Source organism: Halobacillus sp. B29, from assembly GCF_052246755.1.
Taxonomy (GTDB): Bacteria; Bacillota; Bacilli; order Bacillales; family Halobacillaceae; genus Halobacillus; species Halobacillus halophilus.
This window is the reverse complement of record NZ_JBQQCM010000002.1, coordinates 207529-233697: the sequence shown is the minus strand read 5'-3', so window position 1 is coordinate 233697 and position 26169 is coordinate 207529. Positions and strand designations below refer to the sequence as shown.

At 41.2% G+C, this 26169-nt stretch carries 22 protein-coding genes, 1 other RNA gene and 2 other annotated features; of the genes, 3 read left to right on the top strand and 20 right to left on the bottom strand.

The features are described from left to right. Positions 1-75: 75 nt before the first annotated feature. The 12 genes from ACTWP7_RS03380 to ACTWP7_RS03325 all read right to left on the bottom strand — a co-directional run bounded on the left by ACTWP7_RS03380 (position 76) and on the right by ACTWP7_RS03325 (position 12673). Positions 76-360: a DUF1292 domain-containing protein gene (locus ACTWP7_RS03380; RefSeq protein ID WP_014643846.1), complete on the bottom strand. Its 285-nt coding sequence runs from the start codon at positions 358-360 to the stop codon at positions 76-78. 15 nt (positions 361-375) lie between these two features. Continuing rightward, positions 376-792 (bottom strand): Holliday junction resolvase RuvX, encoded by a 417-nt coding sequence (ruvX, locus tag ACTWP7_RS03375; RefSeq protein WP_443122017.1) that lies wholly within the window; start codon positions 790-792, stop codon positions 376-378. Further along, a complete protein-coding gene (locus ACTWP7_RS03370) occupies positions 789-1061 on the bottom strand; it encodes an IreB family regulatory phosphoprotein (RefSeq protein WP_014643848.1) in 273 nt (90 codons plus the stop codon). Before ACTWP7_RS03370 ends, ruvX begins: the two co-directional genes overlap by 4 nt. A gap of 63 nt (positions 1062-1124) precedes the next feature. Next, a complete protein-coding gene (alaS, locus tag ACTWP7_RS03365) occupies positions 1125-3761 on the bottom strand; it encodes an alanine--tRNA ligase (RefSeq protein ID WP_443122016.1) in 2637 nt (878 codons plus the stop codon). A gap of 97 nt (positions 3762-3858) precedes the next feature. Then, positions 3859-4072: a binding site (T-box leader), on the bottom strand. Between the two features lie 41 nt (positions 4073-4113). Then, positions 4114-5181, bottom strand: a complete 1068-nt coding sequence (locus ACTWP7_RS03360) for an AI-2E family transporter (RefSeq protein ID WP_443122015.1) — start codon at positions 5179-5181, stop codon at positions 4114-4116. A gap of 240 nt (positions 5182-5421) precedes the next feature. Further along, a complete protein-coding gene (locus ACTWP7_RS03355; protein WP_443122014.1) occupies positions 5422-6237 on the bottom strand; it encodes a sugar phosphate isomerase/epimerase family protein in 816 nt (271 codons plus the stop codon). Positions 6238-6257: 20 nt separating this feature from the next. After that, entirely contained in the window at positions 6258-8582 is a 2325-nt protein-coding gene (recD2, locus tag ACTWP7_RS03350) for an SF1B family DNA helicase RecD2 (protein ID WP_443122013.1), read from the bottom strand. 21 nt (positions 8583-8603) lie between these two features. Beyond that, positions 8604-9263 (bottom strand): tetratricopeptide repeat protein, encoded by a 660-nt coding sequence (locus tag ACTWP7_RS03345; protein WP_443122012.1) that lies wholly within the window; start codon positions 9261-9263, stop codon positions 8604-8606. 65 nt (positions 9264-9328) lie between these two features. Next, positions 9329-10441: a tRNA 2-thiouridine(34) synthase MnmA gene (mnmA, locus tag ACTWP7_RS03340; RefSeq protein ID WP_443122011.1), complete on the bottom strand. Its 1113-nt coding sequence runs from the start codon at positions 10439-10441 to the stop codon at positions 9329-9331. 5 nt (positions 10442-10446) lie between these two features. After that, positions 10447-11598 carry a cysteine desulfurase family protein gene (locus ACTWP7_RS03335; RefSeq protein ID WP_443122010.1) on the bottom strand — a complete coding sequence of 384 codons (1152 nt, stop codon included), beginning with the start codon at positions 11596-11598 and terminating at the stop codon, positions 10447-10449. 18 nt (positions 11599-11616) lie between these two features. Beyond that, a complete protein-coding gene (gene cymR, locus ACTWP7_RS03330) occupies positions 11617-12036 on the bottom strand; it encodes a cysteine metabolism transcriptional regulator CymR (RefSeq protein WP_014643856.1) in 420 nt (139 codons plus the stop codon). Continuing rightward, a complete protein-coding gene (locus tag ACTWP7_RS03325; protein WP_443122009.1) occupies positions 11990-12673 on the bottom strand; it encodes a YczE/YyaS/YitT family protein in 684 nt (227 codons plus the stop codon). The genes cymR and ACTWP7_RS03325 overlap by 47 nt, the downstream gene beginning before the upstream one ends. 401 nt (positions 12674-13074) lie before the next feature. Here ACTWP7_RS03325 and ACTWP7_RS03320 point away from each other — a divergent pair, with 401 nt between their 5' ends. Together ACTWP7_RS03320 and ACTWP7_RS03315 are read left to right on the top strand one after the other, a co-directional pair. Beyond that, the gene (locus ACTWP7_RS03320) at positions 13075-14349 is read left to right on the top strand and encodes a replication-associated recombination protein A (protein ID WP_443122008.1); all 1275 of its coding nucleotides are present in this window, start codon (positions 13075-13077) and stop codon (positions 14347-14349) included. A 138-nt stretch (positions 14350-14487) separates the two neighbouring features. Next, positions 14488-15150 carry an RsfA family transcriptional regulator gene (locus ACTWP7_RS03315; protein ID WP_443122007.1) on the top strand — a complete coding sequence of 221 codons (663 nt, stop codon included), beginning with the start codon at positions 14488-14490 and terminating at the stop codon, positions 15148-15150. 57 nt (positions 15151-15207) lie between these two features. Here ACTWP7_RS03315 and ssrS read toward each other — a convergent pair. From ssrS to hisS, 3 genes are all read right to left on the bottom strand, one after another. Next, positions 15208-15400: non-coding RNA, 6S RNA (ssrS, locus tag ACTWP7_RS03310), on the bottom strand. Between the two features lie 83 nt (positions 15401-15483). Further along, entirely contained in the window at positions 15484-17247 is a 1764-nt protein-coding gene (gene aspS / locus ACTWP7_RS03305) for an aspartate--tRNA ligase (protein WP_443122006.1), read from the bottom strand. 2 nt (positions 17248-17249) lie between these two features. Beyond that, positions 17250-18530 carry a histidine--tRNA ligase gene (gene hisS, locus ACTWP7_RS03300; RefSeq protein ID WP_443122005.1) on the bottom strand — a complete coding sequence of 427 codons (1281 nt, stop codon included), beginning with the start codon at positions 18528-18530 and terminating at the stop codon, positions 17250-17252. Between the two features lie 71 nt (positions 18531-18601). Continuing rightward, positions 18602-18821: a binding site (T-box leader), on the bottom strand. 162 nt (positions 18822-18983) lie between these two features. Between hisS and ACTWP7_RS03295 the strand changes: the two genes are divergently transcribed. After that, positions 18984-20042, top strand: coding sequence for an N-acetylmuramoyl-L-alanine amidase (locus tag ACTWP7_RS03295; RefSeq protein ID WP_443122004.1), 1059 nt, complete (start codon positions 18984-18986; stop codon positions 20040-20042). A 69-nt stretch (positions 20043-20111) separates the two neighbouring features. Here the strand turns inward: ACTWP7_RS03295 and dtd are convergent, their stop codons facing one another. From dtd to ACTWP7_RS03270, 5 genes are all read right to left on the bottom strand, one after another. Further along, positions 20112-20558: a D-aminoacyl-tRNA deacylase gene (dtd, locus tag ACTWP7_RS03290; protein ID WP_014643864.1), complete on the bottom strand. Its 447-nt coding sequence runs from the start codon at positions 20556-20558 to the stop codon at positions 20112-20114. Between the two features lie 26 nt (positions 20559-20584). Further along, complete coding sequence (locus tag ACTWP7_RS03285; RefSeq protein WP_014643865.1) at positions 20585-22789, bottom strand: RelA/SpoT family protein; 2205 nt, start codon at positions 22787-22789, stop codon at positions 20585-20587. A 144-nt stretch (positions 22790-22933) separates the two neighbouring features. After that, on the bottom strand, positions 22934-23446 hold the full coding sequence (locus ACTWP7_RS03280) for an adenine phosphoribosyltransferase (protein WP_014643866.1): 513 nt from the start codon (positions 23444-23446) through the stop codon (positions 22934-22936). Next, on the bottom strand, positions 23436-25763 hold the full coding sequence (gene recJ / locus ACTWP7_RS03275; RefSeq protein WP_443122003.1) for a single-stranded-DNA-specific exonuclease RecJ: 2328 nt from the start codon (positions 25761-25763) through the stop codon (positions 23436-23438). Before recJ ends, ACTWP7_RS03280 begins: the two co-directional genes overlap by 11 nt. A 57-nt stretch (positions 25764-25820) precedes the next feature. Next, positions 25821-26153 carry a LapA family protein gene (locus ACTWP7_RS03270; RefSeq protein ID WP_014643868.1) on the bottom strand — a complete coding sequence of 111 codons (333 nt, stop codon included), beginning with the start codon at positions 26151-26153 and terminating at the stop codon, positions 25821-25823. Positions 26154-26169: the final 16 nt, after the last annotated feature.

The following is a 26169-nucleotide window of genomic DNA, read 5'->3' as shown; positions in this document are numbered from 1 at the left end:
TAATTTATATGGTACAGAAGCTTCACATAAGAAAAAGCCTGCAGTTTCGCAGGCTTTTCTTTCTTTACTTTTTATTTAGGTTAAATCTTCATCTGTTAAAGTATTCAGCATTTCTTCAACCATTTCCCATTCCTCGTCTGATTCGATCTGGTAGAGAGCAAGGTCATCTTCTTCGTTTCCTTTTTCTTCATATCGAAACGCAAAAACTTCTACCTCGTCTCCCTCTTTCTGTTCAGCAGGAATGACGGCAATGTAGGACTGTTCCGTCTGCTCTACATCGAATGTGAACAATACTTCAAATAAATGTTCCTCTCCATTTTCATCCGGAATTACAATACGTTCTTCTTTTTCTAGTGCCATGATAAAACGTCCTCCTTATTGTTTGGAATCTAGATAACTTTGCAGAATGATAACAGCGGCCATTTTATCAATGACTTTCTTACGCTTCTTTCGACTAACGTCTGCATCCAGCAATACCCGTTCTGCTGCCATTGTCGTTAAACGCTCATCCCAAAGCTGAGATGGTATTTTATATTCTTTTTTTATCCACGCGGCGAAACGCTGACTGGCTTCTCCTCTAGGTCCTACTGTCCCGTTCATGTTCTTAGGGAAGCCTACCACCGCTTCAGTGATTTCATGCTCTTCAATGATCTTTTGAAGCGGTCCGCGAACCGTATTAAAGTCCGTTTCATCCCAATGAATAGTGGTCAGGCCTTGAGCTGTCCAGCCCAAGGCATCGGAAATAGCCACTCCTACCGTTTTTTCGCCTACGTCTAGACCTATTTTTTTCATTCATTGCCCTCTTTATTCTCTCTAATATAAAACTTAACTAACTCTTCGATCAGTTCATCACGTTCAATTTTGCGAATCAAGTTTCTGGCATCCTGGTGACGCGGGATATACGCTGGGTCTCCAGAGAGTAAATAACCGACTATCTGGTTGATAGGGTTGTAGCCCTTTTCTTGAAGAGCACTGTGTACAGAAAGCAGTACAGAGCGCACATCCTGGTCAAACGGTTCCTCTGAGAAGTTAAATCTCATTGTTTTATCCATTGAGCTCATTCATGTCACCTCGCACTTGTTAGTCTTTACTCCATTATATACCTAAGTTTACTTAATGGAAAACTAAGAACCTTGATTTGCATACTCTTTTGCAAATTCTAAGGCCTCAGGAATCTTAGAAGCATCCTTGCCTCCAGCCTGAGCCATATCTGGACGGCCTCCGCCGCCTCCACCGCACCTGGAAGCTGCTTCTTTAATTAAATGTCCTGCATGGTATCCTTCTTCTACTAAGTCTTTTGATACTCCTGCAATTAACTGAACTTTATTTCCATTTGGTGCAGCAAGCAGTATAATACCAGATTCAATTTTTTGTTTTAAATCATCAATCATGGAACGCAAAGCATTCATATCCTTCACATCCACTTGTTTTGCCAGCACCTTGACGCCGTTAATCTCTTCAACTTCGTCAAGAATCGATGAAGCTTCCATATTAGAGATTTTAGCACTTAGCGATTCATTTTCCCTCTGCAGATCCTTTATCTCTTTATGAAGGACATCAATACGTTCAGGTACCTGCTCCGGCTTTGTCTTTAAGCGTTCACCAGCTTGCTTTAACAATGTTTCCTTACCATTCATATAAAGGTAAGCATCTTTAGCTGTCACAGCTTCCATACGTCTGGTTCCAGCACCAATACCTGTCTCTGATACAATTTTGAATAAACCAATTTCTGCAGTATTTATAACATGGCATCCTCCGCAGAGTTCCAGGCTGTAATCACCTACTTGCACCACACGAACAGTGTCTCCGTATTTCTCTCCAAATAATGCCATAGCACCTTTTTCTTTGGCTTCCTCGATAGAACTATATTCTACTCTTACAGGAATAGACTGCCATACTTTTTCGTTTACGATAGATTCAATCTTTTCTAGCTCCTCATTGGAAACAGAACCAAAATGAGAGAAATCAAACCGTAGACGATCCGGAGCTACAAGAGAACCCGCCTGATTTACATGTTCGCCTAATACGTCTTTCAATGCTTGATGGAGCAAATGGGTAGCTGTATGATTCTTGACTATAAAGGACCGGGATTTTTCATCTATTTCTGCACGAACCCTGTCTCCCTTATGAAGCGAACCTTTTTGAATTACGGCTTCGTGCATATGCTGACCATTGGGTGCCTTTTGAACATTTGTTACTTCCAATAGGACGTTATCATTTTCTATACGGCCTTTATCAGCGATCTGACCGCCGCTCTCTGCGTAAAAAGGTGTTTTATCCAAAAATACGTAGACTGTATCGCCTTGTTCTGCTTGTTCACTAAACTCTTTCCCTTTAATCATTTCGACAATTTCTGCTTCTGTACGAAGCTGATCGTAACCGGTGAATTCACTGTCTACATGAACGTCCCCAAGTACACCTTCTTGAATCTGCATGGAACCAGTTTTCTGACGAGCGTTCCTTGCACGCTCCCGCTGCTTCTCCATTTCAAGCATAAATCCATCTTCATCAATGGTAAAACCAGCATCAGCTACATATTCTTCCGTGAGCTCCTTAGGAAAACCATACGTATCGTAGAGACGAAATACTTCTGTCCCAGGGAATATATTACTCCCCTTTTCTGATTCCTGCTTCATAATTGTCGATAAGATGGCAAGTCCATCATTTAATGTTTCGTGGAAACGTTCCTCTTCCGTTTTAATTACGTTTTGGATAAAGGACTGCTTCTCTTTTACTTCAGGATAGAAGTCGACCATAATTTCAGCTACTTCCGGTACTAATTTGTACATGAAAGGCTGATCTATACCAATTTGTTTAGCAAACCTTACAGCGCGGCGCAACAAACGGCGCAGAACGTAGCCTCTTCCTTCATTAGACGGCAGAGCCCCGTCACTTACTGCAAAAGATACTGTACGCATATGATCTGCTATAACTTTAAAGGAAGAATCTCCTTCCTCACTTTCTCCATACTTCCTTCCAGAAATAGACTCTGTAGCTTCAATTAAAGGTTTGAATAAATCTGTTTCGAAATTGGTAGGCGTATCTTGAATAACACAGACAATTCTCTCAAGGCCCATGCCTGTATCAATGTTTTTCTTCGGTAAGGGTGTGTAAGTATCATCAGGATTATGGTTAAACTGGGAGAATACTAAATTCCAGATTTCTAAATAGCGTTCATTTTCGCCACCCGGATAAAGTTCAGGATCTTGAGAATCATTCCCGTATTTTTCACCACGATCGTAAAAGATTTCAGTATTTGGACCACTCGGGCCCTCCCCAATATCCCAGAAGTTTTCCTCAATACGGATAATTCGCTCTTCATCAATCCCGACAATGTCGCGCCATATCGTATAGGCTTCATCATCTTCTGGATGAACGGTAACAGATAACCTGCTTTCGTCAAATCCAATCCAATCTTCACTGGTCAGGAATTCCCAACCCCACTTCATCGCTTCCTCTTTAAAATAATCTCCAATAGAAAAGTTACCCAACATCTCAAAAAAAGTATGATGGCGGGCTGTAAACCCTACATTTTCTATATCGTTGGTCCGAATGGATTTTTGTACGTTCACAATCCTAGGATTCTCAGGAATAACCCGCCCGTCAAAGTATTTCTTCAGCGTAGCCACTCCACTGTTTATCCAAAGAAGTGTAGGATCCTCATGAGGAACAAGAGAAGCACTTGGTTCCACACTGTGATTTTTTTCTTTAAAAAAGTCCAGAAACATTTGTCGGACTTCAGCAGATGTCCATGATTTCATGTCGTTACCTCCTTATTAATAAATGCAACAAGCTTTATGCTCTTTTATAAACACTCTATTTTATCTGTACGAACAAAAAACTCCCGTCCCTGCCATCGGCAGGGACGGGAGTTTAAATCCGCGGTACCACCCTGATTATAGACATTAAACTGTCTATCACCTCAGACGCCAATAACGAGGCGCGACTCCGGCGGGGATTAACCGCACTCAGGAATAGCTTTCAGCAACCCTGTCCATAGCATACTTCTCAGCCTGGAGTATGCCTCTCTAATTATGGGTAATTGCTTACTTATTTCCTTCACTGTTTTTCGTTCGTATAGTGTCGATATGCGCTATTATAGATAACTGTTCCCTATCTGTCAATATGAATGCGTCCTTTATGAACTTCACTAACAATTACTTTTAGACATGTAAGAACAGGCACAGCTAAAATTAATCCAGGAATTCCTGCAAGTTCACCCCCTGCAAGCAAAGCAAAGATAATGACCAATGGGTGGATGTGAATACTTCTCCCCATAATATATGGAGAGAGCAAATTGCCTTCAAGTACTTGAATCACAAGGACTACCAACAGACTAAAAATAAGCAGTTTCACTGAAATAGTAGCAGCTACAACCAAGACTGGTACAGCCCCAAGTAAAGGACCAAAATACGGTATAATATTCGTTATTCCTGCTATAATTCCAAGAATAAGAGGATACGGGAGGTCCACCAGCCAAAATCCGAACGAGGCAAGGGCGCCTACAAATAGACTGATTAGAAGCTGCCCGCGAATATATCCTCCCAAAGAATGATTAAGTTCCCTGGTCAGTCTCCGGGCTTCATCATGCCAGGACACGGGTAATAAAGTCACTAAAGAGCTACCGATCATCTTGTAGTCCTTTAAAAAATAGAATGTCATTACGGGAATGACAGCAACTAAAAAGACCATATCAAAAATACCGCTTAAACCTGTAAGCAAGTTCATTAATTTAGTGCTAATCCATTCTTCGAAATCTGAAAAACTGCCATCCAATTTTTTATGAATACCATCTGGAAACCTTTCAGTTTGAGCGTATAACTGCTTTGTCCATACTTGATAAGATTCCGTTAAAGCAGGAATCTGCTCACTCAACAGTCTTACCTGTGTTAACAGACGGGGGTAGCCTTTATAGATTCCTAAACTTACTAAAGAAAAAAAAGCGAGGAATATAAACAAAATAGCAAGAGATCTTGAGATCCCCGTCTCTTCCAGCAGATTCACAAGAGGATGCAGCAATAAGGAAAGCACAAGAGCCAAGATAAAGGGCAGAAGGATTCTTCCAATCATGATCATAATATGATCATAATAGGGAAACAGCCAGGCTAGTAGTAATAGACTGAGAAGTATAATGAAGAAGATGACGAACCGACGTACCCACTTGGCTGTTTGATCACTCATCCTTGCTTAAGATCCTTGTTGATAGAATATGTCATTAAGAGAGCTTAGACTGCCATCTTCTTCAATTTGGTTTATGTTCATTTTACCGTTTTCAATAGCTAACTCCAGACAACAATTCCAACAATAATATTGCTCGTTCCCTATTTTACCAAGGTTTTTGCTCTTACAATTCGGACATTTCATGGGGAGACATACTCCTTTTTTACAAAACAGTATGTCCTTCCGAAATAAATTCATACATTATTCTATAAGATTATGAAGCCACTCCATTCCTTCCGCCACATATGCCTCAGTTGGCCTGGAGTGAGGAGTATGCTCCAGGATAAAATATTTTCCTTTTTTTTCAGCCAGTATTTCAATCATTGGCTTCATATTAAAGTGACCATTTTTTATATTTAGATCTGGATGAATTGGTACCCAATAGTATTTATCATCTAAAAAACTTACATTATGTACATGGACAACAGTTGTGTACGGAAGCAAAGGAAAGATGTACTCTTTCCATTTATCACCCGCTGCCATTCGATAATCTCCCATGTCAATGCAGATAGATAATTGATAGGTGTCCCACACCTCTTCAGGGAATTGATGAAGGTAGTGAATCCCTGCAGGTGAACGGTTATGACCAAGTTTAGGTTCGCAGACAATAGAGAGTTTGTATTTTTTCTGCAGCTCAGATAGAAAACGAAGTCCTTCTTCAATCATAGGCCGAGGATTTGAGCTCACAGTACCTTTGACATATGGAAAGTGAACTAGAATGTATTCCGCTCCGACACTTGCTGCCAAAGCGACTTCCTTTTCAAAATTTATTCGAGCCTCCAGAGGATCCATAGATACATGTTCGATTAGGTCGTACTTGCTATTCCCTCTAATAAGGGGCGAATGAATTCCAAAAGAGACTTGATTCCGTCTCGCCATTTTAAGAAAGCGATAAAAAGATGCTTCATCTGGAAATTCTCCGATTTCAATATGGTCAATTCCTGATTTAAATAACTGCTCAAACTGACCAGGGTCACTTAAAATAGTACTGCCGGACATTCCCAGTGTGGATTCCATAGTTTATTTCCTCCTTAACTTCACATAAAATCGTAAGGGGACAATTCTTCTTCCTCATTTTCCGGCACTTCCGGAACCACCTTCTCCTGAAGTTTTTCTTTTAGCCTTGTATAACGAAGGTTTGTATCCGTAGACTTTACGCCTTCGAGAAATGCATTGCGATCTCCACAGATAATTAGCGATTGCTTAGAACGGGTGATAGCTGTGTAGAGCAAATTTTTCCTAAGCATCCTTTTGTAGCTTCGTACTACTGGAAGAATGACAATTGAAAACTCACTTCCTTGCGATTTATGGATCGATGTACAATATGCGAGCATTACATTGTTCAAATCTTTTTTTGGATAAACGATTTCTTTTCCGTCAAAATCCACGACGACCTGTTCTACACCATCTACGTTTTCTTCCTCGCGAAATATCGCCACAATTTCGCCTATATCTCCATTATAGACGCCGTCTTCGGGCTGATTAACCAACTGAATGACTTTATCTCCTTTTCGATATGTTTGATCATTAAATTGGATATCACGCTTCTGCTTACTTTTGGGATTTACCACTCGCTGTATCTCTGAATTCAGCTTATGAATGCCAACTTCTGTACGGTACATCGGAACAAGGACTTGCAATTCTCTAAGGTTAATACCCTTATCGATCGCTTTTTTTACAATATGAGTAACTATATCAGCAAGCTGATTCTCACGTGCAGGGATGAAATTGAAATCATGCTCTTTAGCCAGTGATACTGCAGTACACTGATTATTTTTTATCTCATGAGCAAGCTGAATGATTTTTGAACCTTCTTTTTGACGGTACACTTCCGTCAGTTTGGATGATGGGAGCTGTTCGGAAGCAAGCAGATCGGCAAGTACTTGACCGGGGCCTACAGAAGGAAGTTGATCTTCATCACCTACTAGGAGTACCTGCATACCTGAAGGAACAGCACGGAACAATTGGTTGGCAAGCCAAATATCCACCATCGAAAATTCATCAATGATGAGAACCTTACCTTCTAAAGGATTATTCTGGTTGCGCTCAAATTGTTCATGACCATCCCATCCGAGCAATCGGTGGATGGTGCTTGCAGGCATGCCAGTTGACTCCGTCATACGTTTAGCAGCCCGTCCTGTTGGTGCAGCCAAGACAAAAGGGAAAGGCTGATCAGAATCATAGTCTTCCGGATCAATCGAGACGTCATTTAACTCAGCATAAGACTGGATAATTCCCTTGATAACCGTTGTTTTTCCAGTTCCGGGGCCTCCAGTCAGAATCATAAGCTTGGACTGTAACGTTTTCTCAATTGCATTAAATTGGTCTTCTCCATAACTCATTGCTTCCTCTTCTTCAATGCTTCCAATAATCTTCATGAGATCTGCCTGCGTATGCTGGGTTTCCAACTCTCCTTCTAGAATTCGTTCGATATTACGGCAAAATCCGTTCTCTGCGAAATATAGCGTAGGTAAGTAAATACGCTCTTCTTCTATATATACATACTTTTCCTGCCCCAGATGGATGATTTGCTCGGATAACTGATCGAATGAGATAGAAGCTTCAAGTCCTGTGTTTAGTAACTGATCAACCTGGACAAGACATTCTTCAGTAGGAAGGTAAGTGTGGCCGGCAGACATGCTTTTTTGCATCATGTATAAACATGCTGCTCTTAGTCTGGTAGGGTGATCATGAGATAGATTCTGCATCCTAGCCATTTCATCTGCACGATGAAAACCGAAACCTTCGACTTTAAATACAAGCTGGTAAGGATCTTCTTCAATAATGGCAAGGGTTTGATCCTTAAAGACCTCATAAATTTTCTGAGATAACTTTAACCCGAGACCGTATTGAGAAAGATGAATCATCACGTGTTCAAACCCTTGATGCTCCTTTAGGGAGTTATATAATTGATCCGCTTTTTCCTTAGTAAGCTTAGGTACTTTATCTAAAGCATCTCTGTCTTCTAATATAAACGATATCGCTTGTTCTCCTAATTGATCAACGATACGCTCAGCCGTCCTCTTACCTATGCCATGAAATAAATCACTTGATAAATAGTGAATTAGCCCATCTTTTGTTTCAGGCAAGACACGGTTATACATTTCTACTTCATATTGCAGTCCAAATTTCTGGTGGTTACGGAATTGACCATAAAAGATATAGGTTTCTCCTTCTTCCAGAGGAGAAAAGTGTCCTTTAATCACCAGTGAGTCCACATCTGTATCTTCATTTGTTTCAGTTATGGTGATCGCTGCAATGGAAAAATGCTCAGCCTCATTATGAAAGATCATTCGATTGAGCTCACCTTTAACATAAGGACGATCTTCATTCGATTCAGAAAAGAGCGTTTGTTGTGTCATGCCATCTTTCTCCTTCAATTATTACTCGTTTAACGCTTGTTCCACTTGGGCCTTTGCATGAGAAGCCAGCATGTGCTCAGGCTGAATTTCAAGTGCTCGATTAAAATGGAAGAGTGCTGATTTCGCATCTTCTTTATGAAGAGCTACCACTCCTAGATTGTAGTAAGCGTCACTATGTTCTTCCTCCAATTGTAGCACACGTTTCATAGCCTGTTCAGCACCTTCAATCTGACCGTTCTGGGCTAAACAGAGACCATATTGAAATTGGATATCTACATCTTCGGGAGCCAGCTCAGCCGCTCGAAGTAAATAAGGAAGAGCAAGCTTCGTATATTCCTGATGCACAAAAGTCATCCCCAGCATAAAGTGGACATCGGCTTCATCTAAACCACTTTGAATGGCTTGAAGAAACTGTTCTTGAGCTTTGGTGAACTTTTCCTGTTCATAATAAACATTTCCCAGTCCGTAATAAGCTGTAGCGGCTTCTCCGTCAAGCTCAATAGCTCTATTAAAAAAACGGGCTGCACGTTCATAATCATTCATGTGCATAAGCAGGTTTCCAAAGTTAATATAACCCACCGGCTGTTTAGGATTTTCATCAATGGATTCAGTGAAAAGACGGGCCGCCTCCTCATAATTATGATTTTGCATCTCTTCAATACCTTGCTTTAATTTATCCATGTTCTCGCTCCTTTTTTAATATATGTAAAAAAGTCATGTCCTGAATAACGGACATGACCATTTCCTCAGCCGACATAAGTGACAGCAGCATCTTCTTTTAAAACCGTATCAATTGTGGCACCGCCCAGACAAACTTCTCCATCGTAGAACACGACAGCTTGTCCAGGAGTAATGGCTCTTTCCGGTTCATGAAAGATTACTTTCCAGCGTCCATCTGTCATAGGTTGTACCGTCACATGGCTGTCCTCTTGTCGATAACGGAATTTTGCTGTACATTCCATGGCTTCTTCTGGAACATGTCCAGTAGTCCAGTTTGCTTCAGAAGCAATTAAACCATCAGAATATAAAGCATCGTGATGAAAACCTTGTCCAACGTATAATATATTTTCCTCCACATTTTTACCTACTACAAACCACGGATCTCCAGCGCCTCCAATTCCAAGACCCTGTCGCTGACCGAGAGTGTAATACATAAGCCCCTCGTGTTGTCCCTTCACTTCACCATCCAGCGTTTCCATGTTACCAGGCTGGGCCGGAAGGTATTCACTCAAGAATTCTTTGAAATTCCGCTCACCTATAAAGCAGATTCCTGTTGAATCTTTCTTTTTAGCCGTAGCCAGATCATGTTGCTCTGCTATTTCTCTCACCTGTTTCTTTTCTAAATGGCCGAGAGGAAACATTACTTTTTCAAGCATTTCCTGAGTCAACTGGTTCAGGAAATACGTTTGATCTTTATTCCTGTCAATCCCACGTAGCATTTCATGAACTCCATTATTCTCCTGCACCTGAGCATAATGTCCAGTGGCTAGATAATCTGCCCCAAGAGATAAGGCATGGTCTAAAAATGCCTTAAACTTAATCTCCTTATTACACATAACGTCAGGATTAGGCGTGCGCCCTGCTTTGTATTCTTCAAGAAAATAAGTGAATACTTTATCCCAGTACTGTTTTTCAAAGTTAACGGCGTAATAAGGAATATCGAGTTGATTACACACTCTAATTACATCTTCATAATCTTCCGTTGCCGTACAGACTCCATTTTCGTCAGTATCATCCCAGTTTTTCATGAAGATTCCGACTACATCATAGCCCTGCTCTTTTAATAAAAGAGCAGCTACAGAGGAATCGACTCCTCCGCTCATTCCGACCACAACACGAGTGTCTTTCGGTTCTTTCATATTTTTCACCTTCCTGTTAAGCTCAGTCTTTGTACAATTTGACTGATTTTCTGCGCTGCTTGTATAAGCTCCTCTTTGCTATTACTCTGGCCAAAGCTGAATCGAATTGAATTAGTCGTTCGAGGGTCGCCAGTACCATACATAGCCGAAAGTACATGTGAAGGTTCTACGGACCCAGCTGTACAAGCACTGCCGCTTGAAGCAGCAATTCCCGATAAGTCAAAGTTTGTGAGCATTGTTTCCACGTTCATTTCTGGAAAACTAACGTTTATAATGGATTCAGTACTATATTCTTCCGCACCATTAATTGAGTAATTCACGCCTTCTTCGTTTAAAGCATGCAGAAATGTTTCTTTTAATTCTTTGTACTGCTTCCTTTTTTGGCTGCGCTCTCCTTCAATCAGTTCCACTGCTGTTTGGAGTCCTTTCACAGCCGGAAGATTCTCCGTCCCTGCACGCCTTTTTCTTTCCTGCTCTCCACCATAATGCAGGGACTCAAGCTTAGTCCCTTCCCTGACATAAAGAAAACCAATCCCTTTTGGACCATTTATTTTATGACCTGAAACCGCCATCAAGTCCACCGCCAGTTCTGTTACATCAATTTCCATAAGACCGTATGCCTGAACAATATCAGAATGAAAAGAAGTAGAATGTTCTCTCAGGAGTTCAGCAACTTCTCTTACAGGCTGCATAACCCCTGTTTCATTATTTACCATCATGATGGAAACTAGAATCGTATCATCTCTTAATGATTTCTTTACATCTTCCGCACGAACCGCACCATGTTCATCAACAGGTAAATACGTAACTTCAAAACCTTCTTCTTCAAGATATTCGACTGCATGTAATGTAGCATGATGTTCAATTGGAGTGGTAATGATATGCTTACCTTCCTGTTCGCGGGCTCTGGCTGTACCAATTATGGCTAAGTTATCAGCTTCTGTACCACCACTTGTAAAAACTATTTCTTTTTCGTTTGCATGAATACTCTTCGCAATTACCTTTCTTGCTTCGTCAAGAATTTTTCTTGCCTGCCTTCCAAATTGGTGAACACTGGAGGGGTTGCCATAGGTCTCTTCCAAAACAGGAATCATAGACTCCACTACCTTTGGGTGAACGGGAGAAGTAGCAGCATGATCCAGATAAATTCCCTTCATTCATTCTCACCTCCACTATTAAATATAAAACATGTACGCATCCTGAGTCTGATCGTCTACATGATCTTTCAAATCTTCAAGAGTTGTCGTATCCAGTACGTCCTTAACGGCATCACGCACTCTTTTCCATAGAGCCTGTTTGGCGGGTTCCTCATCTTCAATGCCTTCCACAGGGGTAATCGGTCCTTCCAGGATACGAATAACATCTCCTGCAGTAATTTCGTGAGGTGCTTTTGTCAGCATATAGCCGCCGTAAGCCCCCCTTACGCTTTTAACTAAACTTGCATTTCGCAAAGGAGCAATTAACTGTTCCAAGTAATGTTCAGAAAGTCCATTGTCTCTTGCAATCTGCTTTAGAGATATTGGACCATCTCCATATTTCCTGGCTAATTCAATCATTATGGTTAGACCGTAACGGCCTTTGGTAGATATCTTCATATAAGTCACCTTTCATTATTAAAAACTGTAACAATCTTTGAGATGCTGGCAGCGTATATCCTACAAAAGTTCCTAAAAATAATGCAATAAATACAGTTCCAATTCCTACAGGACCGCCAAGAGCGAAACCAAGCACAGCCACTGTAACCTCGATGCCGTTTCTCACGGTTGAAACTTTCCAACCCATTGCTTCAGAGATCATTAACATTAAACTGTCTCTCGGTCCTGCTCCTATGCCCGAAGATACATATATACCAATTCCTAAGGCAATAACAATAGTACCTAGAATAAATACGATAATTTGAACGGTCACGATTTCAGGACTTGGAAGCAGCCAATTAAAAAAATCAATAAATATACCAATAAAAATCATGTTTAATATGGTACCAATCTGCGGGAATCTCTTCTTATAGAAAGCATGTAAAGTGACGATGATAAGCCCGGCGATAATGGACCAGGTTCCTACTGTTAAACCAAACTGAAGGAACAGGCCGTAATGGAAAACATCCCAGGGACCGATTCCGAAATCCTTTACTTGCATGGTCATGGATATACCAAGACCAAGGATAATCACTCCTACTATAAAAAAAGTCCACCTAACAAAATTTTCACGCACCTGAGGGTGGTTTAAACTCAACCTAATCCCTCCTCTCTCTATTATACCAAACGTTATTATAGCATGAATGGCAAGTCTCTTGCATTTTCTCAGTAATCCATCTAACCTTACATTTATAACTAAATCTGTTATAGTTCAATGTTGGCTTTATTCGTAATATAAGTTCCTTTCCTATGCATAAACCCTTTGCTCGATTTAAAGGGGGATTGTATAGGAAGCAAAATAGATCGCTTCTTTATGAACAAGTTTGACGGTTCAACAAATGGATCCTCTTCATCGAACATCATCTTTGCACACTCATGTCGAGCCAAGAAGCGCGAAGAGGTACTCATTCCTTTTCTACGTAACGTATAACAGAATATCATCTTATAAAAATCAGCAATTAACTTTAGCATAAACATACTTAAAAAGGAGCTTGATGTATGAGCCAGCAACCACTCGCATTCCGCATGCGTCCTTCCAATTTAAACGAAATTATTGGACAGTCCCACCTGGTGGACGAAGGTAAAACGATCCACCGAATGATAACAGCTAATCGCCTGGCTTCCATGATCCTATTCGGTCCTCCCGGGACGGGTAAGACATCAATGGCTACCGCACTAGCTAAAAGTCTAAAAATCCCCTTCAAAAATTTAAATGCAGTAACTGACAAAAAGAAAGATATGGAAATTGCTGTTGAAGAAGCCAAGATGCATGGGCAGCTCGTCCTCATCCTTGATGAAGTCCATCGCCTGGATAAAGCAAAGCAAGATTTTCTGCTTCCTCATCTTGAGAGTAATAGGTTAACTCTAATCGGCTGTACGACAAGTAATCCCTATCATTCCATTAATCCAGCGATCAGGAGCCGCTGCCATCTATTCGAACTTTACAAACTCACTCCTGATGAAATCAAACAAGCGATTCAACGTGCCATAGAAGATAAAGAACAGGGGATTGGAGATTTAGAACTTGAACTTACCTCCGAGGCTGTCGATCATTTTGCCCTTGCGGCGAATGGAGACCTTAGAGCCGCCTTGAATGGACTAGAGCTTGCCGCTTTCTCCACCCCTATGGAAGACAAACGTATCCCTATTGACTTGGAGATTGCTGAGGAGTGTATGCAAAAGAAAAGCTTTTCTCATGATAAGGATGGAGATGCCCACTATGATGTACTTTCCGCTTTTCAGAAATCAATTCGAGGGAGCGATGTAGACGCATCTCTTCACTACCTTGGACGTTTGATAGAAGCCGGAGATCTCGATAGTATTGGCCGCAGGCTTGTGGTCATTGCCTATGAGGACATCGGACTTGCCAATCCCCAAGCTGGTCCAAGAGCACTTTCCGCTATACAGGCAGCAGAAAGAATTGGTTTCCCCGAAGCCCGTATTCCTTTGTCTGTTATCGTTACGGAACTTGCTTTGTCCCCTAAGTCAAACAGTGCCTATAAAGCACTCGATGCAGCCCTATCAGACATTCGAAATGGTAAAAGTGGAGAAGTTCCTGCCCATTTGAAAGACTCTCATTATCAGGGAGCTTCACAATTAGGCAGAGGACTAGAATATCAGTATCCGCACAATTTTGAAAACGGCTGGGTGGATCAACAATACTTACCTGATACCATTAAGAATCGCACGTATTACGAACCAAAAGCCACCGGAAAATTTGAACAAGCTCTTCAGCAAGTATGGAAAAAAATAAAAAATCGTAAATCTACTTAAGTATATTTCCACTTTCTGTTGGCTACACTACAACTAAATCTGAAAAACTACTTTTCTAGGTGTGGACAAAGCAAAGCATTCCAACTTAAAAAAGAGCTTTATCATACTAACCTGGAAAAACATACAGGAGTGGAAAATATGCCTAAAGTAAGACAAGATGCATGGTCTCATGAAGATGACTTATTACTAGCAGAAACGGTTCTTCGCCATATTCGAGAAGGAAGCACCCAATTAAAAGCGTTTGACGAAGTAGGAGATGCATTAAACCGTACATCCGCTGCTTGCGGATTCAGGTGGAATGCCGAAGTTCGTCAAAAATATGAGCAAGCCGTAGAACTGGCTAAAAAGCAAAGGAAAGAGAAGAAACGTAACGAAGCCCACCAGAAGCCCGTTTACAAAGAAATACCTGCACGTATGACTTATGAGTCAGAACCTGCAGAAGAACCTGTTATATTCGAAGAAAGTAAGATTGTGAGTGAGCAGCCAGCGATGCACTATCAGCCAGAACTCGAGATCCAGCTCTCAGATGTCATTCAATTCTTGAAAAACCTTCAAAAAGAAACCTTGGGCAGTGATTCAGCTAAAAAACAATTGCTCGAGCTTCAAGAACAAAATAAACAACTGATAGATCAGAACCAGCAGTTAAATAGACAATTAGAAACTATGACAGAAGATTACCAGGCATTAATCCAAATTATGGATCGAGCAAGAAAAATGGTCATGTTTGAAGAACAGGACTATGCTTATAAACCTCAGTTCCGTATGGAGAAAAACGGTAATCTGGAAAATGTGGCAAGATAAAAAAAGAAGCCCTCTTAGAGGGCTTCTTTTTTTGTTCTTATGTAAGTAAATTAAAAGACCAATCCCAATTGTGCCGTTGTATCATGAGTTTTGAACCCGCTCCAGGCAGGTGGGTGCCCTGTTCCACACTTCCTGCGTCCTCCCATCAGTGATGGTTAAGAGGCATGCATTCCGTATGGAAACACCGGGCTCCCGTTTCAAAAATGTTCGGTCAAAACGTACATTCGAACAACGTACACATCAGGATTGATCCGTTTAATTTGTAAGACAATCATAGCATATATATATATCCTTATCAACAATAACAAGCTAGATTTAAAACAGATTTTCTTTTTATTCTTCAGGCTTTAATTGCAGGTGAAGCTCGTCTAATTGAGCCTTGCTTACACTTCCGGGTGCATTGGTCATTGGATCTGTTGCTGAAGCTGTCTTTGGAAATAAAATGGTATCTCGAAGATTCGTACGACCGGCAAGAAGCATAACAAATCGGTCAAATCCAAGGGCAATACCTCCATGAGGCGGTGCTCCATATTCTAAAGCTTCAAGTAAGAAACCGAACTGTTCCTCCGCTTCTCCCTGACTGAATCCAAGTACTTCAAACATTTGATTCTGTACCTCTCTTTGATGGATACGCAGCGAACCTCCACCCAGTTCATAACCATTTAATACAATATCGTAGGCTTCTGCATGTACATTCTGAGGATTTTTGTGCAGCTGGTCCATATCCTCTTCCGCTGGTTTCGTAAATGGATGGTGAGCGGCAAAGTATCGCTCTTCCTCTTCATCGTACTCCAGCAGCGGCCAGTCGGTAACCCACAAGAAATTAAAGCGATCTTCTTCAATTAAATCAAGACGACGGGCTAACTTCTGTCTCAGTGCTCCAAGACTGTCATATACAACCGATGTTTTATCCGCTACAAATAGTAGAAGATCTCCGTCTGCTGCTCCTGTCTTCGCTTTAATTAGGGAAGCCTCTTCTTCTGTAAAGAATTTAGCGATAGGTCCGTTCAATTCCCCATCTTTTACTTTAAGCCATGCCAGTCCTTTTGCTCCGTATACTTTAACATCTTCCGTCATTTTATCAATATCTTTACGAGAGAACTCATCAGCCTTACCTTCAACGTTGATGGCACTAACCTGACCACCTGAAGAAACAGCTCCACTGAATACTTTGAATCCAGAATTCTTAACCTCTTCCGACAAGTTTACAAGTTCTAAACCAAATCGTGTATCGGGTTTATCTGACCCATAACGCTCCATAGCCTCTTCATAGGACATCCTTGGAAATGGAGTAGAAACCTCGATTCCTTTAACTTCTTTCATTACTTTTGTCATCATGCGTTCGGTCATCGTCATAATTTCTTCCTTAGACATGAACGATGTTTCAATATCCACTTGCGTAAATTCTGGCTGTCGGTCCGCGCGTAAATCCTCATCGCGGAAACAACGGGCAATCTGATAATACTTTTCGAAACCAGACATCATCAGCATTTGTTTAAATAACTGCGGTGATTGAGGTAATGCATAAAACTGGCCTTCGTGTACACGGCTTGGTACAAGATAGTCCCTTGCTCCTTCCGGCGTGCTCTTTGTAAGCATAGGAGTTTCCATTTCCAGGAATTCCTCTTCATTTAAAAAGTTACGGATGGATTGGGTGGCTTGATGACGAAGCTTAAAGGTTTCCTGCATTTCCTTTCTTCTAAGATCAAGATAGCGATATTTCAAACGAAGGTCCTCAGAAACTTCGGACTGTTCTTCAATCATAAATGGCGGTGTTTTCGCTTTGTTTAGAATCGAAACAGATTGAGCTGCCACCTCGATTTCTCCTGTGCCGATACTCGGATTAATCGTCTTTTCATCCCTGGCAACTACTTCTCCTATTATTTCCAGCACGTATTCACTGCGAACATTTTCAGCAGTATTTAATGCTTCCTCAGATGTTTCCGGATTAAATACTACCTGAACAAGTCCGGACCTGTCGCGAAGGTCGATAAAAATCAAACCTCCCAGGTCCCTGCGCTTTTGCACCCAGCCTTTCAAAGTGACTTCTTGACCTAAATGGTCTTTACGTAAGGATCCGTTCTGCACACGTTCCATATTTATTCGCCTCCTAACAGCTGTTTCTTCATATGATTTTCAATATCATCCAGTGGAATTTCTTTTTGCTCTCCACTTACCATATCTTTCACATTTATCACATTTTCCTCAACTTCACGATCACCCAGAATAAGAACAAATTTTGCACCAAGGCGGTCTGCGGTTTTAAACTGGGCTTTCATTTTTTTGCCCAGGTAATCTTTATCTACCTGAATGCCCGCTTTTCTCAATTGATAAGCCACACGGACCGAAACCTTCTCTGCTTCTTCGCCTAAAGCTACCAGATAGCAATCCAGCTCTTCATCGATCGGAAGCTCAACACCTTCAGCCTCCAGAGCCATTAATAATCGTTCCAGACTCATGGCAAAACCAATGCCGGAAGTAGCTGGACCTCCAACTTCTTCCACGAGACCGGTATAGCGTCCGCCGCCGCTCAGGGTTGTAATCGCTCCAAACCCTTCAGCGTCGCTCATAATTTCAAAAGCAGTATGATTGTAATAATCCAGCCCGCGAACCAGGTTAGGATCGATCTCATATTCAATGTCCATTACATCTAAATATTCTTTCACCTTATCAAAATAATCTTTTGAATACGCATTTAAATAATCCAGGATAGATGGTGCCGTTGCCATAGCCGGATGATCTCTGTCCTTCTTGCAATCTAAAACCCGAAGCGGGTTTTGATCAAGACGGACTTGGCAATCTGCACATAATTCATCGCGATGTGGATCAAAATGCCGAATCAGTGCGTTTCTGTGAGCTTCTCTGCTCTCAAGGTCTCCAAGACTGTTTAACACAAGACGTAAGGAACTTAATCCCATTTCGCGATAAGAATCAAGAGCCAGCGCCAGAACTTCAGCATCTATCGCTGGATCATCGCTTCCGAGAGCTTCAATTCCAAATTGGACAAATTGTCGCTGTCTTCCTTGCTGAGGTCGCTCATATCGAAACATAGGACCTATATAAAAATATTTTGTCGGCTGATTAGGTGACCCATGCACTTTGTTTTGAACGAAAGATCTCACTACCGAAGCCGTTCCTTCAGGGCGCAGTGTAACACTTCGTCCCCCACGATCCTCAAATGTGTACATTTCTTTCTGGACAATATCTGTACTATCTCCCACTCCACGTTGAAATAACTCTGTATGTTCAAAGATAGGAGTCCTAATTTCTTTATAGTGATAGCGGCGGCACAAGTCCACCAATTTTTTCTCTACATACTGCCATTTTTCTGAGGCGCCAGGAAGAATGTCCTGTGTACCTCTTGGGGCATTTATACTCATTAATACTCCTCCTTTATACTTTCCACCATAAAATACCATAAAAAACCCCCGCCCCTTTTCCTGCCAATAGGAAAAGGGACGGGGATTTACCCGCGTTGCCACCCTGATTGAAGCATTCAGCTTCCACTCAAAGACAGTTAACGCCTGCGGTACGTCTACACCTACTTTATTTCGATGCAGAACCTAAGAAATGTCTTTCATCCATCCATCATAAAGGAATGCTTCCAGCCTATCTGGCATTCCATCTCTGGTTACGTGGGAATGGGCTACTTTTTCCCTCAATGGTTTTAGTCGTATCATTATAGAATTGATTACTATCATATAGGCTTTTTCATTAGGATGTCAAGCCATTCTCTAAAATATTTATTACTATATTTTAATTCCTTGGGCAGGTACGTTTATCATGCCTGTCGAATAATACACGTGGCCAAAAAATAAGGGGGTGAAATTAATATGAAGAAAACATGTTTTATGTTACTTGTTCTAATTTTCGGAATTCTTAGTTCAAATGATTTCATTGTCTATGCCGATCAGATGATCGTCAAAGAGGATGTGGTCAATGTTAGAAGCGGTCCAGGGACAAACCATGAACAATTCACCCAGGTTCATAAAGATGAAGTTTATGAATACATAAATGAACAGGGGCAGTGGTTTCAAATTCAACTCAGTAATGATCGTCAGGGCTGGGTAGCCGGATGGCTGGTTCAGAAAAACAATCAAACTATTGATAATAAGGAAAACTCACATTTATCGTTGAATTACAATGGCACTAATATTAGAAGCGGTCCTTCAACAGAAGCCTCTATTCTGGGGCGCGGACATAAGAACGAGGAATTTAAAATTATCGGAAAAGAAGGTTCATGGTATGAGATCCGTTTTCAGAATCAGAAGGCTTTTGTGGCAGACTGGATTGTAAAAACCCAGCAGAAGCAGGCAGTAAATTATGAAACGGCTTCCGATCCTGAACCTACTCTGAATGGTAAAACCATCATAATTGATGCCGGCCATGGCGGGCGTGACCCCGGAGCTATTGGTTTCACAGGAATCTTGGAGAAAGACTTAACGTTACAAACCGCTAATGCTTTGAAACAACAGCTGGAAAGTCAGGGAGCAAATGTTATATTAACACGAAAGAAAGATGAATATTTAGCGCTTGCAGTTCGCAATTATCATTCTCTAAAATCACACGCTGACGCTTTCATCAGCCTCCATTTTAATAGTTCCCCTGTAAATATTTCTGCAAATGGAATCAGCAGCTACTATTATCACTTTAAAGATAAACATCTTGCGTCATTGATTCAGCAGGAAATGGTTCATGAAACTAGTTTGACAGACAGAGGGGTAAGACTTGGAAATTTTCATGTGTTACGCGAAAACAACAAACCCGCTGTACTCTTAGAACTTGGCTTCATTTCCAATAAGTCTGAGGAAGATGTAGTGACCTCGCCTTCTTATCACACAACTGTCGGCCAGGGAATAACAAGAGGGTTAGTTCGGTACTTCTCAAATTAAATTATCAAAATATCCAAAACGAAACATAAAGCCCTGGAAGTTTATAACGAATTCCAGGGCTTTATCTTCTTATCTTTCTTTACTGTCCAATATCAACGTTACTGGACCAGAGTTAGTCAAGGCAACATTCATCATAGAGCCAAATTCTCCTGTTTCGACTCCAACACCTTCATTTTCGACCATATGATTAAACGTTTCATAGAGTTCTTTGGCCTGATCAGGTTTTGCTGCCTGCATGAAATTTGGGCGACGGCCTTTACGGCAATCTCCAAACAAAGTGAATTGAGAAATAGACAAAAGCTTCCCACCTAAGTCTACAAGTGAATGGTTCATTTTTTCATCATCATCTTCGAAAATTCTCAGGTAAGGAATTTTCTTAGCTAAATACCTTGCATCTTCTTCTGTATCTTCATGAGTCACTCCAAGAAGAACGACTAGTCCTTTTTGAATTGAACCAACATCCTCGTTATTGACTTCTACGCTCGCTCTTGAAGCACGCTGTACCACTGCTTTCATTTCAATGCCACCCCTTTTGCGTCCGATTACTGCATAACTCGTCGGACCGTATAAACCTCTTGAATCTGCTTGATACGCTCCACAATTCTCCGTAGATGACTTGTGTTTTGGATCAGAATTGTAATATGAATGGTGGCCATCTTGTTTCTGTCGGATTTACCAGAAACCGCGGTAATATTAGTTTTCGTCTCATTAACTGCCTGCAGAACTTCGTTCAGAAGTCCTCTGCGGTCATATCCCCATATTTCAAGGTCAACATGGTACTGTTTTGAATCCGTGACCGACGTTTCCCATTGAACAGGAAGAAGCCGGGTTTGTGCTTCTTCCGTTTTCACATTAGGACAATCCGTTCGGTGAACAGAAACACCTCTCCCTTTCGTAATGTATCCCACGATATCATCACCAGGTACAGGGTTACAGCATTTAGACAACCGAACGAGCAAGTTGTCTACTCCTTCCACACGCACTCCTGAATCTTTCTTACCGCTCTTAGCGGGCGTTTTAATTTCAGTAGTACTTACATCCGCCAATGTTTGTTCCAGGTTCTGCTGTTTTTGTTTCTGTTTTCTCCATCTTTCTGTAATCCTGGTTGCGATTTGGGCAGCTGTAATTCCTTGATAACCTACAGCAGCAAACATATCATCTTCACTGCTGAAATTGAACTTCTCAGAAACACGAATTAAATTATCAGGAGTAAGTACATCTTTAGGCTGAATTCCGAAATTCCGAATTTCCTTCTCAACCAACTCTTTTCCTTTCCCGATATTTTCATCTTTTCTCTGTTTTTTGAAAAACTGCTTAATTTTATTTTTTGCCTGAGAAGTCTGAGCCAGTTTAATCCAGTCTTTGGATGGTCCATAGGAGTGTTTGGAAGTCATGATTTCCAAAATGTCCCCGGTATTAAGAACATAATCTAAGGGTTCCATTTTACCGTTTACTTTTGCCCCGATCGTTTGATTTCCAACTTCGGTGTGTATACGATAAGCAAAATCAATAGGGACAGAACCAGAAGGCAGCTCAATTACATCCCCTTTTGGTGTGAACACATAGACCATATCTGAAAATAAATCGACTTTCAAAGATTCCATAAACTCTTCGGCATCATGAGTTTCACTTTGCCACTCCAAAATCTCTCTAAACCAGGTCAGTTTTTCTTCAAACGATTGCTCCGCCGTACTTTGACGCCCTTCTTTATAAGCCCAATGGGCAGCAATGCCATACTCAGCAATCTCATGCATATCATGGGTGCGGATTTGAACTTCCAAAGGATCGCCTTTTGGACCAATTACAGTCGTGTGCAGAGATTGATAAAGGTTAGGTTTTGGCATAGCAATATAATCTTTGAAGCGACCAGGCATCGGCTTCCAGCAAGTGTGAATGATCCCAAGAACAGCATAACAGTCCTTTATACTGTTTACCGTAATCCTAACAGCAAGCAGGTCATAAATTTCATTAAATTGTTTATTCTGCAAAACCATTTTTCTATAAATACTGTATAAGTGCTTAGGCCTTCCATTAAGATCTGCATCAATATTAACGTCCTTCAACTGACTGCGGATCTCATCAATAACTTCTTCAATGTAATGTTCCCGCTCGTTACGCTTTTGTTTCATTAGGTGTACAATCCGGTAATATTGCTGTGGATTTAAATAACGCAGCGCTGTATCTTCGAGCTCCCATTTGATTGTAGATATACCAAGACGATGAGCCAAAGGAGCAAAAATCTCCAAAGTCTCATTGGAAATTCTTCTTTGCTTTTCAGCAGGAAGGTGCTTCAACGTCCTCATATTGTGAAGGCGGTCAGCCAGCTTGATAAGAATAACACGGATGTCTTTGGCCATTGCCACAAACATTTTCCGGTGATTCTCAGCTTGCTGAGCTTCTTTAGATTTGTATTTAATTTTACCTAACTTCGTAACCCCATCGACTAGCATAGATACTTCCGTATTGAAGGCTTTCTCTATTTCTTCAATACTCACTTCTGTATCTTCAACTACATCATGAAGAAACCCTCCTGCTATCGTTTCCGGATCCATTTCCAGGTTCACTAGAATACCTGCCACCTGAATAGGGTGGATTATATAAGGCTCCCCGGATTTACGGAACTGGTCGCTGTGTGCCTCTTCAGCAAACTGATAGGCACGGCGAATAAAGGCAAGGTCATCCTCATTCAAGTATGTGCTTGCTTGTTCTATTACTTCTTCAGCTGTTAGAACTGTATCTTTCGCCATTCAATCACCCTGGTTTCTGTAGACTTTCTTTAAAAAGATATTTGATTTATATTATCAAAAAAAGCAGGTGAAATGTAAAGAGATAGATGCTGTCCCCTCACCTGTAAAACAAAGAGCGCCCTATTTGAGGGCACTCTTTCTAAGTTAGTATTGCATTAATGTTAATACATCGTACCCATCAAGCTTACTGCGTCCATCTAAATACGTAAGTTCTATCAGGAAAGCACAGCCGGCAACCACTCCGCCCAACTGTTCTACAAGATTAATCGTCGCTTCAATTGTGCCCCCCGTGGCAAGGAGATCATCCACAATCATGACACGCTGACCTGGTTTAATAGCGTCTTTATGAATCGTAAGGATATCACTGCCATATTCAAGGCCATAATCTACTTTGATCGTCTCTCTTGGAAGCTTCCCTTCTTTACGGACAGGAGCAAAACCAATTTCTAAAGCATAGGAAACAGGACAGCCGACAATAAATCCGCGTGCCTCAGGTCCAACTACGATATCTATTTCTTTATCTTTTGCATAATCAACGATATCGTCCACCGCCGATTTAAATGCTGGACCGTTGTCCATCAAAGGAGTAATATCCTTGAATTGAATGCCTTCTTTAGGCCAGTTTTCTACAATAGCGATATGTTCTTTATAATCCATTAACTACTTCCTCCTTGGAATGCTTGGAACTCTGGTTCAGATACTTATTGAACCATTCTTTTAACTCCTTGTAAGTGGAATAATACAAGGTTTGTTCCATGTATATACGCTCTTCACGCTCTTTATATAAGGTAGACTCTTTTAAATCTTTCTGCGAAGGTTTTGAATTTATCGTTACAATTCCATCTTTTATTCTAACAAATTCAAGTTCAAAAAACACCTTCGAAATAAATTCAACCATAGAGTGATCCCAGCCTTTTCTCTTAGCCAGCTGTTCACCTTCCTGTCTAAGATTGAATTCCTTACGCTTCAACAGCATACCATAAAACCATTTGAAATGATCACGGGTCGGCCAGGTTTTTAAAAAGGTGCTTTCTTCCAGACGGTAACAGGCAAAAACTTTACTTACAGAAACACGACTGAGAAGTTCCTCTAATTGACTTATCCGCTCAGGTAAATCTAATAACAATAGTCCATCAACCATCTCACCCTCTGTAAATCCTTCCGGGGTGGACACAGGAATGTTGTGAGGTGCATTCGATTCTCCCTGAAATGATACCGCTGCATAATACTCATTTGCAGGTATTACAAGTTTTTTCTCCACATGCTTTGATCCCCTCAGATCAAATAACTGCCAGTCATTCACACGTAAATCTTTCACCATAATCTGAAGATTTTTTCGACCATTCCATTCGTTAATTCCCAATTCACCGACTACCTCTAAAGGGTCTGAAGGAGTCAGGTGCGGATAAACATCTCCCATACCGAAGGCAATACCATCCACTCGTGACTGTTCTTTTTGAAATTGTAATTTCAAATGATTTTTTTTACTTCCGATCAGCCTGAGCTCTTTAGGAGTATGCATTAAATGAAATAGCGGTTTAGGATTTCCCATCCCAAAAGGCCGGAGCTGATCGATTTCTTCAATTTGTTTGATAGAGATGTCCCCCAGTTCAAGAGTGGCTTCAATATCCAATACTTGCTGGTAGTCATCCTCCGTTAATTTTTGCTCTGCGAGATCGTTCAAAGCTGTTCTTAGTTCGTCAATTTTCTCTACCTCTAAAGTCATTCCTGCCGCTTGGGCATGACCTCCGAAATGTAGAAAACGGTCCCTGACTTCCATACAATTAGCAAAGAGATCAAACGCATCGATACTTCGAGCAGACCCTTTTGCTTCTCCCTTTTCAGGGTCAATTCCGAGAACAATAGCAGGTCGGTCGAATTGACGTACAAGTTTAGATGCAACAATCCCTAATACTCCCGGGTTCCAACCTTCCTTAGCAACCACAATTACGTTTTCAAGATTCTCAGACCTTGAAGATAGCAGTTCTTCAGCCTCTTTGGCAATCTCAGCCACTATTTTCTGGCGTTCCTGGTTAATCTGATTAATAAATGAAGCAATCTGCTGAGCTTCCTCCCTGTCTTTAGATAGAAGCAATTCTACTGCCGGCGTAGCATCTTGCAAACGTCCTACAGCATTCATACGAGGGCCGATGGTAAATCCAATCGTTTCTTCATTCATCTCACCCTCGATGCCGCAAACTTCACGCAAAGCCAGTACCCCCGGGCGTTTTGATCGGGAAATAGCTGCAAGTCCCATTGAAGCAAGTACTCGGTTCTCTCCCTGAAGCGGAACCAGGTCAGCAATGGTTCCAATGACGACCAGATCCAGATAATCCTTAGGAAATCTTCCCAGTAAAGCTTCCGCAAATTTAAAAGCAACACCTACCCCCGCCAATTCTTGAAATGGGTACTGGCTGGACGTTTTTGGGTGAATGATGCTATAGGCATCTGGTAATACTTCTTGAACTTCATGGTGATCAGTTATAATCAGATCTATTCCTAGCTGTTTAGCTACTTCAGCTTCATGGATGGCTGCAATTCCGGTATCTACTGTAATGATAACGGAATATCCAGAATCCTTTGCGAATAAGAACGCTTCTTCATTTGGTCCATATCCCTCTGTAAAGCGGTTCGGTATATAGAAGTCACAATACGCTCCAGCTGCTCTTAAGGCTTCAATCATTAAAGTAGTTGAACTTACACCATCCGCATCATAGTCTCCAAAGACAAGAATGGATTCTTCCCGATAAATCGCGGTTTTAACCCGCTCTACTGCCTTCTCCATACCTTCCATAAGGAATGGATCATGTAAATAATCAATAGAGGGGTTCAAAAACTGTTCCACAGCGTCTGGCTCAACAATTCCGCGTTTCTCAAGCATTTGCTGGGTTAGCGAAGTTAGTCCCTGCTGAATCTCGAATCCTTCGACATTCTCATTATATGTAAACTGCCATTTCATCTTACTTTGTATCATAAGTTCACCCCTGACCCATCTATTATACAAGAGGGGACCAGGGGTGGCAAACGACTTTTACGTTACATTTCTATTCTCGTTTTCCTCTTTAGCCTCTACCGACTCATCCGGGGCTTCATCAAAACCAGAGGAAGTTACCGGCTCGTTAGATTGATCGACTTTTTGCTTTAAAGAGCGATTTTCTCTCTTTAACTTAAAGTATCGGACAGCTCCTACAGACGCTGTAGCAAGCCCGCCTAATAATACAGATATTAAGATAACCAGGATCAGGGGTGCTTCACCTGTACCGAACATATAATTAACTTGAACAGGGTCCACATTGATGACAGCAAAAATAGCTATAATTAAAGCAAATACAAATGCAAAAATAATATAAGATTGCCCTTTCACGTTTCTTCCTCCTTTA

Excerpts from the sequence above, each read along its gene's own strand:
- ACTWP7_RS03295 (WP_443122004.1), top strand. The coding sequence starts at position 18,984 with ATGAAGAAAACATGTTTTATGTTACTTGTTCTAATTTTCGGAATTCTT.
- ACTWP7_RS03315 (WP_443122007.1), top strand. The coding sequence starts at position 14,488 with ATGCCTAAAGTAAGACAAGATGCATGGTCTCATGAAGATGACTTATTA.
- ACTWP7_RS03370 (WP_014643848.1), bottom strand. The coding sequence starts at position 1,061 with ATGAGCTCAATGGATAAAACAATGAGATTTAACTTCTCAGAGGAACCG.
- ACTWP7_RS03320 (WP_443122008.1), top strand. The coding sequence starts at position 13,075 with ATGAGCCAGCAACCACTCGCATTCCGCATGCGTCCTTCCAATTTAAAC.
- alaS (WP_443122016.1), bottom strand. The coding sequence starts at position 3,761 with ATGAAATCATGGACATCTGCTGAAGTCCGACAAATGTTTCTGGACTTT.
- cymR (WP_014643856.1), bottom strand. The coding sequence starts at position 12,036 with ATGAAGATATCTACCAAAGGCCGTTACGGTCTAACCATAATGATTGAA.
- hisS (WP_443122005.1), bottom strand. The coding sequence starts at position 18,530 with ATGAGTATAAATGCCCCAAGAGGTACACAGGACATTCTTCCTGGCGCC.
- aspS (WP_443122006.1), bottom strand. The coding sequence starts at position 17,247 with ATGGAACGTGTGCAGAACGGATCCTTACGTAAAGACCATTTAGGTCAA.
- recJ (WP_443122003.1), bottom strand. The coding sequence starts at position 25,763 with ATGATACAAAGTAAGATGAAATGGCAGTTTACATATAATGAGAATGTC.
- ACTWP7_RS03360 (WP_443122015.1), bottom strand. The coding sequence starts at position 5,181 with ATGAGTGATCAAACAGCCAAGTGGGTACGTCGGTTCGTCATCTTCTTC.
- ACTWP7_RS03355 (WP_443122014.1), bottom strand. The coding sequence starts at position 6,237 with ATGGAATCCACACTGGGAATGTCCGGCAGTACTATTTTAAGTGACCCT.
- ACTWP7_RS03280 (WP_014643866.1), bottom strand. The coding sequence starts at position 23,446 with ATGGATTATAAAGAACATATCGCTATTGTAGAAAACTGGCCTAAAGAA.
- ACTWP7_RS03335 (WP_443122010.1), bottom strand. The coding sequence starts at position 11,598 with ATGAAGGGAATTTATCTGGATCATGCTGCTACTTCTCCCGTTCACCCA.
- ACTWP7_RS03285 (WP_014643865.1), bottom strand. The coding sequence starts at position 22,789 with ATGGCGAAAGATACAGTTCTAACAGCTGAAGAAGTAATAGAACAAGCA.
- dtd (WP_014643864.1), bottom strand. The coding sequence starts at position 20,558 with ATGAAAGCAGTGGTACAGCGTGCTTCAAGAGCGAGCGTAGAAGTCAAT.
- ACTWP7_RS03345 (WP_443122012.1), bottom strand. The coding sequence starts at position 9,263 with ATGGATAAATTAAAGCAAGGTATTGAAGAGATGCAAAATCATAATTAT.
- ACTWP7_RS03380 (WP_014643846.1), bottom strand. The coding sequence starts at position 360 with ATGGCACTAGAAAAAGAAGAACGTATTGTAATTCCGGATGAAAATGGA.
- recD2 (WP_443122013.1), bottom strand. The coding sequence starts at position 8,582 with ATGACACAACAAACGCTCTTTTCTGAATCGAATGAAGATCGTCCTTAT.
- mnmA (WP_443122011.1), bottom strand. The coding sequence starts at position 10,441 with ATGAAAGAACCGAAAGACACTCGTGTTGTGGTCGGAATGAGCGGAGGA.
- ruvX (WP_443122017.1), bottom strand. The coding sequence starts at position 792 with ATGAAAAAAATAGGTCTAGACGTAGGCGAAAAAACGGTAGGAGTGGCT.